The organism is Dactylosporangium sp. NPDC000244, from assembly GCF_040300725.1.
Lineage (GTDB): Bacteria > Actinomycetota > Actinomycetes > Mycobacteriales > Micromonosporaceae > Dactylosporangium.
In genome coordinates, this window is record NZ_JBEPEH010000051.1 from 1 (window position 1) to 10,721 (window position 10,721).

The following is a 10,721-nucleotide window of genomic DNA, read 5'->3' on the forward strand; positions in this document are numbered from 1 at the left end:
TGGGCTCGGCGAAGGCCGCTGTCGCCGCCCGGAGTCTGCGGCGGCTCGCTCCGGACGTCGCGGTCGCGGCGCGCAACGCAGAGCTGCCCGCCGGGGTCGGCGTCGGCGAGCTCGCCGACGCCGCCGTCGTGCTCGGTTGCCTCGACTCCCGCCATGCCCGGATGACCCTGCTCGCTCGGTGCGCCGACGCCGGCGCACCCCTGGTGGACGGTGGCACGAACCCGTGGGGCGGCGAGGTCCGGCTGCGGCTCAGCCCCGAGGAGTCCTGCTACGGCTGCACGCTCACCGCCCAGGAACGCGCCGAGAACGATGACGCCGAACGGTGCGGCGCGAGTCCGTACGGCGCGTCCATCATCACGACGACGCTGGTGGCCGGCTGGATGACGGTCGCCGCGGTGCGGCTGATGCTCGGCCACGAAGTCGACTGGCGGTTCCTGGAGATCGCCACGCTCACCGGGCGGACCCAGCCCTTCGCCGCCCGCCGCGACCCTTCCTGCCCCTTCCACGGCACACCCATCGCCGCCGAGCAGGTCGCCGTCGGCAGCGCGGCGACGGTCGCCACGCTGCTCGCCGCGCTTCCCGCCGGCGCCGAGCCGCTCGCCCGGGGGATGTTTCCCGTTCCGGGCAGCTGCTACCACTGCGGCGGTGACTACACCATCGACGCACCCGCCGCCGATGTCATCGACTGTCCCCACTGCGGCCGGCCGGTCAGGCCGGACGTGACCCAGCGCATCCGGGTGGCGCCGCCGGACGCAACGCTGGCAGCCATCGGCGTCGCGCCGGCAGAGTTCATCTCGGTCCGGGAGCCCGATGGAGGGTACCGTTGGTTACGACTGGCCAGTTAGCAGGTCAAGGCTCCGAGCCGGAGCGTCCGCGGCCTGACATCCGCCTCGACCCCGAGGATCGCGCCGACCTGCTGGATCTCATCGCCGCCGCGTTCAGCGACCTGCCATCGTCACGGCGCCTGCTCACCGCCATCCAGTACCCTGCCGCGATGCTGCCCGGCTGGCCGACCGAGGGGTCCGCCATCGATTGGTGGGAGGGCATCTTCGCGCGGCTGGATCCCGGGTTGGTGGAGCAGGGCTACCGTCGCCTGTTGTCGCGGGCCACCCGGCTCTATCAGGGCAATGAGGGACTCTACCGGCTCTACCAGCGCTACATCAGCGAGGAGCCCCCGGAAACCGCGCGAACCTGCCACGTCTTCTTCTCGACACGCGATCCGCAGACCGCGCAGCAGGCCGCCGCCGAACTCACCGCGCTCGGCCTGAATCCTCAGATGGAGCTGGCCACCGAGCACGTTGTCGCCTACACGGTCTCGTCCTCCGACGTGACGTACGTCCGGTCGCAGCTGGAGCGTTCGCAGCTGCCGTGGACCGTGGCCGGTCCGGAGGGCGCCCACTACCTGCTGCGCGATCTCGTCGTCCAGGGCCCCGACGGCAGTCGCTTCCGGCTGCAGGACACGCCGGCCGCCGTCTCGCTCACGACGCTCGCCAGCGAGGTGGTGGCGAGCGGGTACACGGGGAAAGACCCGGCGGTCGCGACGCGCGGCACGGTCATCAACAACGTCGGGGAAGACGGCGAGCAGCAGCGGCTCAACCCCGAGCAGACCCTCGCCGATGCCAATATCCAGGACGGCGCACGCCTGCAGATCGGCTTCGAGAGCCGGGCCGGCAGTTCCGGTCCGGACGACCGCGAGGCGGCACTGGGCCGGGTGCGTCGTCAGATCGTCGGCTTCGGGCGCTCCCACGGCATCGAGGTGCGCGCCGACACCGACTTCCTGCCCACGCGCTACGACCTCGCCTTCAACCAGCGCAGCTTCGGCCCGCCGCCGGAACCCGGGGGAACGCCGACCATCGTCGAACGGCACCGGGTCCGCATCCTGCTCGTGCCCGGCTTTCCGGCGACGGCGCCGAAGGTCTTCTGGCTCACGCCGTACTACCACCCGAACGTGTTTCCGACGTACGACTGCGAACGCACCGCCTCGCCGGGCGCGCCGCGCGGCCTGGTGTGTCTCGGCCAGCTCGCCGACTCGTGGTATCCGGCGAAGGACTTCGGCGAGATCTGCCGAGTCATCCTCGACATCGCCGCCTACCGCAACTACGACGTGTTCGGCCTCGACGCGGCGCCGGACGACACGACCGTGCCGCGGGTCAACTTCTACGACCCGGACGCCGCGATGTGGGCCGTCTACCACCAGGAGGAGATCGAAGCCATGGGCGGCTCGCCGGTCATCCCGGTGCGGCGGGAACTGCCGACCGTGTTCCGCACGACGATGCAGCGAATCGGCTGAGGCCGGCAATGAGTCTCTGGATTGACCTGTACCGCACCGACGACTACGTGCGGGACAGCCGGATCGATCTGCTCTCGATCCTCGTGCCGGTCTTCGAATCCGCGCTCGGCGAGCCGCTGCGCGACGTCACGTTCATCCTGAACTTCCACCCCATCAGCGACCTGCACGAGCTGAGCGGCGAGCCGGCGCTCGTGAACCTGCGCTCCGGCCATGGCTATGTGACCGTGCAGATCGTCCGCAACGGCCGGCTCATCTACCGTCATCCGCACTCGGTCCGCGAGGTCATCGGCCGCCCGTTGCAGCGACTGCTCGCCGCTCGGCACCCCGACGAGCGGCAGTGGGGCTTCGGCGTCTCCGGCCCGGGGCTCGAGGCGATCACCATGGAGCGGCCCGCGCCGCGCCTGCACGGCACGGTCGATGTCGACACGCGCCGGACCGGCCCGCGCGTGCTGCACATCGAGGAGCTGCCCGATCCCGAACCGCCGCTGGCCGATCTCGACCAGCTCGGTGTCGAGCCGGCCGTCAAGGCCGAGCCCGGGGCGGTCACCGCCGTGCTGGCCGCCCCGGTCGAGCCGCTGATGCTGCATGACATGCCGTTGTCGAACGAGGTCGAGGAGGGCGGGTTCCTCGTCGGCCGGCTCCTGCGCGACCGCGTCGGCGGCGGCCAGCTGGTGCAGGTCACTTCCGCCATTCCGGCCGAGCGCACCGGCGCCTCCCTGCTGCACTTCACCTTCACCGGCGAGAGCTTCCTGCGCATCAACGAGATGGTGGCGCGGACGGGCGGCGACGTGCGGCTGGTCGGCTGGTACCACACCCATCTCTTCCCGGCGACGAAGGGCATCGGCCTCTCGTCGATCGACGTCGACCTGCACGCCAGCACGTTTCGTCGTGCGTGGCACCTCGCCGCGCTCATCAACATCGACGAGACGGGCAAGCGGGTGCTGCGCGCCTACACCTGGAACGGCAAGGCGATGCAGCCCGCCGCCTACCACCCGGGGGCGTCGTGGACGCCCTGACGACCGCCCGCCGGGTGCTGCGATGGTCGGCCGAGCCCGACGGGCCGCCGCCGACCGGCACGCTCACCGGTCTGGCCGCGCTCGGCGCACCGGATCCCGTGACCGTGCACACGCTGCGTTGGGCGACCGGCGCCGCGTCCGCGCGCATCGGCGCGGGCGAGCCACCCCTGGGCGACGCCGGTGGGGCGAGTCCGGCGGCGCTGATGCTGGCCGCCGCGATCGGGGGCCGAGCACAGCCCGAGCTCAGCGGGCGGCTGCTGGACGCGGTACCACCGGTCCGGCTCACCCGCCGCGATGCCGGCTGGGCCGAGTGCGTGGCCCGGCACGCCGTCGCCGGGCCGGCGATGAGCGCCGAGCCGCCCGCGGGCGGTGCCGCGCCCGAGCTCGTGGAGAAGCTGCTCACCGCCTCGCCGCTGACGATGGTGCTGCACCGCCCCGCCGCGCCGGACGGGGTCGCCGCGGGCCGCAATGCCCTGAACCGGTTGCTGACCCGCCCGGGCGGCGCCGCCGTGCTCGTCCGCGCCTGCGCGGCCCCCAGCGCCGACGCGCTCGTGCTGCGCTGGCGGGCCCAGGTGCTGGATCAGCTGCGCCAGGAGCGGCCGGCCGTGCTGCTCGACGTGTACGTCGGGGCGTTCCTCTGGCACCGATCCGGGTGGGACGCCGCCGTCGAGGCGGCCCGCCGGGACCTGACGGGCCGGCCGAGCCCGCACACGGTCGCGGTGCTGCTCTATTGGCTGCCGATGCTGCGTGCCGATGACGACGAGCAGCGCCGCCACGGACTCGGGCTCCGCATCGAGGAGCGGATCGCCAGCGGCTCGGGTGATCCGGCGGCGCCGGGCACCACGATCGCCGGTCGAATCCTGCTCGACCGGACGTGGTACCGGCCGGTGCTCGACCTCGTCCGCCGGCACCGAGCCAGCTTGACGATCCCAGGAGGTGGCTGATGGCCGCGCGGACCACCGTGACCGTGGTGCCGATGGGCGATGCCGACACGTTCAACGACCGGCTCGCCGAGGCCGAGCACGACGGCCGCACCACGCTCGCCGAGCTGCTGCGCGAGCAGCCGGCCCTGGGCCTGCAGCCGTTGCAGCCGCTGCTCGACACGCCGGTGGTGCATCTCAGCGTCCAGGTCGGCCGGGCCGCACCCGACCAGGCGGTGTACCTGCCGCCGGGCGTCCTGCCGGCCGCGAGTGCCCCGGCGGGGGCAGCCGCCGAGCCCGAGGACGCCCTCGCACTACCCGCGGCTGGCGAGCCGCCGCGCCCGGAGGACCGGCACCCGGAGGTCATCGACGATGCCACCGCGGTCCGGATCGCCTATGACGAAGAGATCCAGAACGCGGTGCAGTTCCTGCAGGCCGACCTCTCGGTGCTGGTTCGCTGCGAGAAGCTGCTGGTCGAGCACCTCGCGCTGGAGGTGGCCGGGCGCTGCGGGCGGCAGGTGTACACCGTGCCCGCGGAGGCGGCCACCGCTCGCCGTCCGGCCGACGCGACCGGCGGCCGCCGTCAGCAGATCCTGATCGAGCTGCAGGCGGCGGTGCGGGACTGCGGCAAGCGCGACATGATCCTCGTCGCGCACCTCGACCTGCTGGCCGGTGGCAGCGACGCGACGCTCGGCGCCGAGGCGCGGGAGCTCATCGATGTTCTGTACGAACGCAGCAAGGTCGTGCTGCTCGCCTTCGTCGACCCGTCGCTGGTGATCCCGGAGGTGCTGGCGAACCGTTTCGCGGTGCGCATCGACGTCGAGATCCTGCCCAAGGACGTCATGTCCGAGACGGGCAAGCCGATGCCGACCGGCATGGCGCTGGTGACCCGGGCGGAGGCCGAGCGGTTCGACCGGTTCGACGCGATCCAGTTGCACAAACACATCGCCGGACTCAGCGCCGTCCGGCTCCGGCACGCGATGATCTACGCCGGCCGCGCCCATCCGAGCGGCGGCGACTTCCAGGATCTGCTCAACGTCCTGCGGCGGTTCAAGGCCAACACGACGGCCAGCTCGTTCGAGGTACCGAACGTCTCACTCGACGACATCGGCGGCTACCGGGAGGTCCGGGAGGAGCTGGAGGCCGCGATCACGCTGCTGAACGAGCCCGACAAGATCCCCAAGAAGTACCGCTCCGAGCTGGTGCCGAAGGGGTTCATCTTCTTCGGCCCGCCCGGCACCGGCAAGACGCTGTTCGCCAAGGCGGTGGCCACCAAGATGAACGCCACGATCCTCGTGGTCTCCGGGCCCGAGGTGACCGACATGTACGTCGGCGAGAGCGAACGCAAGATTCGCGAGATCTTCGCCGAGGCTCGTCGCAACGCCCCCTCCGTCATCGTCTTCGACGAGATCGACTCGATCGCGGGGCGCCGCTCCGGCGGCCAGGACGGTGGATCCCGGGCCGGCAACGCGATCGTGGCGCAGCTGCTGACCGAGATGGACGGGTTCCGGCCCGACGTACCGGTGCTGATCATCGGCACCACGAACCGCCTCGACATCATCGACGACGCACTCCTGCGCCCCAGCCGCTTCCGGCCCATCGCCATCGGCCTGCCCAATCCGGAGGCCCGGCGCGAGATCGCCACGAAGCACGCCGACCATTTCGAGATCGACGTCTCGCCGATGCTGCTCGACCGGATCGGCGATGTCACCCACGGCATGAACGGCGACCAGATCCGCTCGATCTTCCGCGACGCCCGGGCCCATCAGCTGCTCAACGACCCGCATGGCGTGGTCCGGCCGGCCGATCTCGGGACCGTTGTCGGGCGGCTGCGCCGGGGCGAGCACACCAAGGACCAGAGCACCGCCGCGACGCCGCCGGTTCGTCCGGGCCCCGCGGCCGGGAGCACCGGTGACGACGTGACGGTGGTGCTCTACGTGCCGCCGGCCGAGGCGGCCGCTGAGCCAGAACTGGAGACCAGCGCGTGACGACCGAGCTCGATCCTGAGGTACGCAAGCTCGTCCTCGCGTTCAACATGCAGCTGCGGCGCATCAAGGACCACTTCGTGGAGCGCGACGCCGCGGTGGACATCGTTGCGCTCGCCGCCCTGTGCCGCGAGCACGTGCTGCTGATCGGCCCTCCGGGCACCGCGAAGACCGGCGTGCTGGAGCGGTTCAGCGCCATGCTGCGGGCGAAGTACTTCCGGTACCTGCTGACGAAGTTCACCGAGCCCGACGAGCTCTTCGGCACCATCCACGTGCCGAGCTTCCACAAGGGCGACCTCGTGCTGAACACCGAGGGCATGCTGCCCAAGGCCCACATCGCGTTCCTGGACGAGGTGTTCAACGGCAGCAGCGCGATTCTCAACACGCTGCTGACGCTGATCAACGAGCGGCACTTCCAGAACGGGCCGCTGCAGGAGGACGCGCCACTCATCTCGCTGTTCGGCGCGGCCAACGACATCCCGGACGACCCGATGCTGCGCGCCTTCTGCGATCGGTTCCTGTTCCGGTACACCGTGCGGCCGGTCTCCGAGGAGGCGATCGGCACGGTGCTGGACCTGGGCTGGGCCCACGAGCAGGCCGCGTTGGAGGGCCCGGCCGAGCTGCCCGACCGCCCCGACTTCCCGCTCGGCAGTCTCGAGCGGCTGCAGCACGCTGTCGCCGCCGTCGATCTTCAGCCGGTACGGTATCAGCTCATCTCGATTCTGCGGGCCTTCCGCGCCGGCGAGGTCGTGTTCTCCGACCGGCGGGCCGTGAAGGCGCAGAAGGCGATCGCGGCCACTGCCCTGCTGCACGCACGCAAGCGGGCCGAGCCCGAGGACCTCTCCGTGCTCGCGCACCTGTGGGCGCTGCCCGGCGACGAGCAGACGATCAGCCAGATCCTGCGCGACCACGATGTGCGCGAGCCCGAACGGGCGGGCTCGGTCACGGACCTCACGGAGCTGCAGGCCCTCCTGGCCAAGACCGAGAACGAGATCGAGGGCGTCGAGTCGCTGGAGGAGCTGCGGGAGCTGCAGCGTCGCCTCAGCCGCTGGCTCGCCGACGTGCGCGACTTCCATTCCGACCGCGCCGACCTGCTCGAAACCATCGGGCGCCTGCAGGCCGCGGCGCTTCAGCAACGTCAGCAGCGTTTCCAGGACTGACCGGAGGTCATGCCAATGTGCAACCCCAGACGTGTCGAGGTCACGGCCAGCCGGCAGCTGGACGAGGCGTGGGAGCACGAGATGCGCCGGCTGGCGTCGGTGTCCGCGACCGCGGTGGGCGAGGCCACCGTGCGGGAGGCGCTCGACGACAGTATCGGCGCCCCGACCCTCGCCGCCCTCATCGAGGTGCTCGACCGCACCGAGGGCTGGGAGCGCGACGGCAACGTGTTCCGGTTCGCGCTCGACGACGGCTACCTCGCCTACCACATCGCCGAACAGGAGCTGGAGATCACGGTCCGGCTCTCCGACGAGGTGCGGGCCGAGGCGGAGGCGGTGGCCACGGCCCGTGGCCGGCTCGACGGCACGCTCACGGCCACCGGCACCGGCACGTACTACGACGATCTGTGGGGCGGCATCACCGAGGACGACGCCGCGCGCGCCGCCGAGCACAACGCCCAGCAGCAGCTCGAGGGCGGGCGGCGCGAGCGGCTCGAGGCCGAGGCCGCCGCGGCCGAGGCGGCCAACGATCCCCAGCTGACCGCGGAGGCCCGCGGCCGGGCCGAGGAGCTGCTGCGGCAGCGGATCGCCGAGCGGACCGAGGCCCTGCGGGCGCAGGCCATGGAGCAGCTCGCGGCCGCGGGCATCCACGCTCGCACCATCTTCTACCGCGCGCTCGGCGAGGCGATTCGCGAGGCGCTCTTCGCCTACGCGCGCGCGAACAACGCCGAGGGGCTGACGTTCAGCGAGCGCGACGGCGTCGTCGACATCCAGTTCACGATGCGCGTCTGAGACCACCGAGGAGACCGACCATGCAACTGAGGGTGCAGTTCCGGTATCGCGTGGAGACCGGCGAGGTGGAGGTTTTCCAGGTCGAGGACGTGCCCGACGGGCCACGCACCGCCGACCACGACGCGCGCCACGAGCGCGCGGCGCGCAGGCTGGCCGAGGTCGTCGACCCCCATGGGCGGGTCGTCGAGGAGCTCGCGGACGTCGAGCCCGAACCCGACCGCACCATCGCCGCCCCGGTCGAGGAGACGCCGGCGGCGGCACGGCAGGCTCCGCTGCGGGAGGGCGGCGCCCGGTGAGCCTCTGGGAACAGGCCGCCCAGTGCTACCGGGATGCCGGCGCGCACGCCGAAGCCGCCCGCTGCTACGGGCGCGCCGGACTTTTCCGGCAGGCCGCCGACCTGTACCTGGAGATCGGCGATCCGGCCAGCGCGGTGCCCATGTTCGAGCGCGCCACCGAGCAGCACCAGGCCGGCTGGCTGCTCGTGCACGTCCTGGACCGCCCGGCGGACGCCCGCGCCTGCCTCGCCCGCCACACTCCGCCACCCGCACCGGCGCCACCGGCGGTCTGGTCGGCCCCGATCCTGCTGCGGCAGCTGGTCGAGGCCCGGTGCGACATCGCCGAGCGCGCCCGCGACACCGCCGCCCTCGCCACGCTGCTGAACGTTCAGGAGGCACTGGCCGGGCCGGACCCGGTCAGCGACGTGCGCGTCACGGAGTGGGCGACGAGCGTCGCCAAGGGCATGGGCCGGATGGACCAGGCCGCGCTCGTGCACGCGGCGGCCGTCCGCGGTCGGCGTCCCGGCGCCCGGCAGCGGTTCATCACCTGGGCCGCCGCGGAGTTCGGCACCCCGATCGTGCTGCCGCCCGATCCCGAGCCGGCCGTCGCCGGGCGGGCCGCGTGACCGGGCGGCGGCGGCGCGGAAACCCGCCCGAGAACCCACCACCCGCCCGGCGGGATCGGCGCCCGGCGCTCGACATCGAGCGCATCGCCGAGCCGGCCCGGCAGGCCGCCGAGCGCCCCTCGCCCGACGCGCCCAAGCCGCCGCCCGGGCGCCGACCGGCACCGGTCCCGGCGCCCCGGCGGTCGGAGATCTTCGCCCGCTTCGGCACGGCCTCCGCCGCGCTCGGCTGCGCCGGCCGTCTCGTCGGCGCACATCGCGACGGCGACGTGCGCGCCTACACCCGCGCCGACGAGTGGTGGCTGCACGCCTCCGTCGAGCTCGATCTGGCCCGCTCGGTGGTCCACGCCACGGGCGGCACGCTGTTCGTCCTCGTCGAGGGCCGCTTCGTCCGGGACAGAGGCTTCGGCCAGCACCCGTCGGCCGGGCCGGCTGACGCCGTCGAGCCGTCGACCCTGCTGGAGTGCCCGCTGCTCGACCTGGTCCGCGCGGCCGGACTTCACCCGGTCCGATCCCATCCGGCCCAGTCGTCGACGCTCATCCTGCCCGGCGCCGTGACCGCCGACGCCGTGCGCCGTGCCCTCGATGCCGGGCTGAACGTCCGGCACCAGCCGGTCCGGCTGCGACCGCTCTGGGGCGAAGCGACCGCGGCGAGCCCGGCGAACGTCCGGCTCGACCTGACCGCCGCGCAGGGTGCGATCGCGCCGACCCTTCTGCAGGCGTTCGCCCGCCTGCCGGTGACCCTCGTGGCCCGCGCCTGCGGCCGCGAGGGCAACCTGCTCCTGCAGCACAGCCGGGCCACGCCGATGCCGGACCAGCACCTGGCCGCCCTGGTCGGCGAGGACAGGCTCTGGGTGCTCGCCGACGCCGCGTTCGGATGCTGGTGGCTTGAGCCGCTCGCCCCGGCGGAGGACGCCACGGGGCTGGTGATGACCGCGCCCGGCTTTCATCTGCGCGACCAGACGGCACCCCCCGCTCGGCTCGACGAGACCTCGACGTCCCCGACCGTGCGTGTGATCGCCGATCCGGCCGCCAACCGCCGCTGCGACGCCCTGCTCCTCGACGATGCCGAACTCGGCGAGCTGCGCCTGCTCCTGGAGGGCCACCCGCTGGCCGAGCTCGCCCTGATCGTCCCGGGCGCCGACGCCCACCTGATGCTCGCCCCGGGCGGCCTGCTGGAGACCTTCGCCGTCGGCCGCCCGTTGACCTGCATCGGCCCCGGCCTGCTGTACATCGGCCGCGGCCGCCGCCTCGACCCGGACCTGCCGCCCACGGCGCGCCGCCGCCTGTTCGCACCCGATCCGGGCCACGCGGTGGTCCTGCTCGGCGACCGCGGCCTGCGCTTCCGACTCGACGAGCAGCGTCCGGTGTGGACCCTCTGGGCCTCGGCGGGGCCACCGATCGTGGAGCAGCTGCCCAACGCCACGGTCGCCGCCCTGCGCGACCTGGACCCCCAGCCGCAGGCGCCGCGCCCGCAGACTCCGTTCCGCCGTCTCCTGGACCGCATGGCGACCCCGATACCGGTGGAGGAGCTCCTGCAGCAGGCGCTCGCGGCCGAAGCCGCCGGTGACCTGCCCACGGCGGCGGAACTCCACCGCCGCCGCGGCGATGCCTACCGCGCCGGCGAGCTCTACGAACGCGCGGCCGAACGGGAACGATGACG

The 10,721-nt window shown here is 72.8% G+C and carries 10 protein-coding genes; all 10 read left to right on the plus strand.

Annotation, left to right across the window (positions count from 1 at the left end):
* Positions 1-845: ThiF family adenylyltransferase (locus ABT369_RS49215; RefSeq protein ID WP_350624055.1), on the plus strand; the 845-nt coding region annotated here is incomplete at its 5' end.
* Complete coding sequence (locus ABT369_RS49220; protein ID WP_350624057.1) at positions 824-2,290, plus strand: effector-associated domain EAD1-containing protein; 1,467 nt, start codon at positions 824-826, stop codon at positions 2,288-2,290. The genes ABT369_RS49215 and ABT369_RS49220, both read left to right, overlap by 22 nt.
* 8 nt (positions 2,291-2,298) lie before the next feature.
* Entirely contained in the window at positions 2,299-3,306 is a 1,008-nt protein-coding gene (locus ABT369_RS49225; protein ID WP_350624059.1) for a JAB N-terminal domain-containing protein, read from the plus strand.
* Positions 3,294-4,250, plus strand: coding sequence for a hypothetical protein (locus tag ABT369_RS49230; RefSeq protein ID WP_350624061.1), 957 nt, complete (start codon positions 3,294-3,296; stop codon positions 4,248-4,250). Before ABT369_RS49225 ends, ABT369_RS49230 begins: the two co-directional genes overlap by 13 nt.
* Positions 4,250-6,214 (plus strand): ATP-binding protein, encoded by a 1,965-nt coding sequence (locus ABT369_RS49235; RefSeq protein WP_350624063.1) that lies wholly within the window; start codon positions 4,250-4,252, stop codon positions 6,212-6,214. The genes ABT369_RS49230 and ABT369_RS49235 overlap by 1 nt, the downstream gene beginning before the upstream one ends.
* Positions 6,211-7,371, plus strand: coding sequence for an AAA family ATPase (locus tag ABT369_RS49240; protein ID WP_350624065.1), 1,161 nt, complete (start codon positions 6,211-6,213; stop codon positions 7,369-7,371). The genes ABT369_RS49235 and ABT369_RS49240 overlap by 4 nt, the downstream gene beginning before the upstream one ends.
* Positions 7,372-7,386: 15 nt before the next feature.
* Positions 7,387-8,160 carry a molecular chaperone DnaJ gene (locus tag ABT369_RS49245; protein ID WP_350624067.1) on the plus strand — a complete coding sequence of 258 codons (774 nt, stop codon included), beginning with the start codon at positions 7,387-7,389 and terminating at the stop codon, positions 8,158-8,160.
* Between the two features lie 20 nt (positions 8,161-8,180).
* Positions 8,181-8,456 (plus strand): hypothetical protein, encoded by a 276-nt coding sequence (locus tag ABT369_RS49250; protein WP_350624069.1) that lies wholly within the window; start codon positions 8,181-8,183, stop codon positions 8,454-8,456.
* Positions 8,453-9,061: a hypothetical protein gene (locus ABT369_RS49255; RefSeq protein ID WP_350624071.1), complete on the plus strand. Its 609-nt coding sequence runs from the start codon at positions 8,453-8,455 to the stop codon at positions 9,059-9,061. Before ABT369_RS49250 ends, ABT369_RS49255 begins: the two co-directional genes overlap by 4 nt.
* Positions 9,058-10,719: a DUF8588 domain-containing protein gene (locus tag ABT369_RS49260; protein ID WP_350624073.1), complete on the plus strand. Its 1,662-nt coding sequence runs from the start codon at positions 9,058-9,060 to the stop codon at positions 10,717-10,719. The genes ABT369_RS49255 and ABT369_RS49260 overlap by 4 nt, the downstream gene beginning before the upstream one ends.
* Positions 10,720-10,721: the final 2 nt, after the last annotated feature.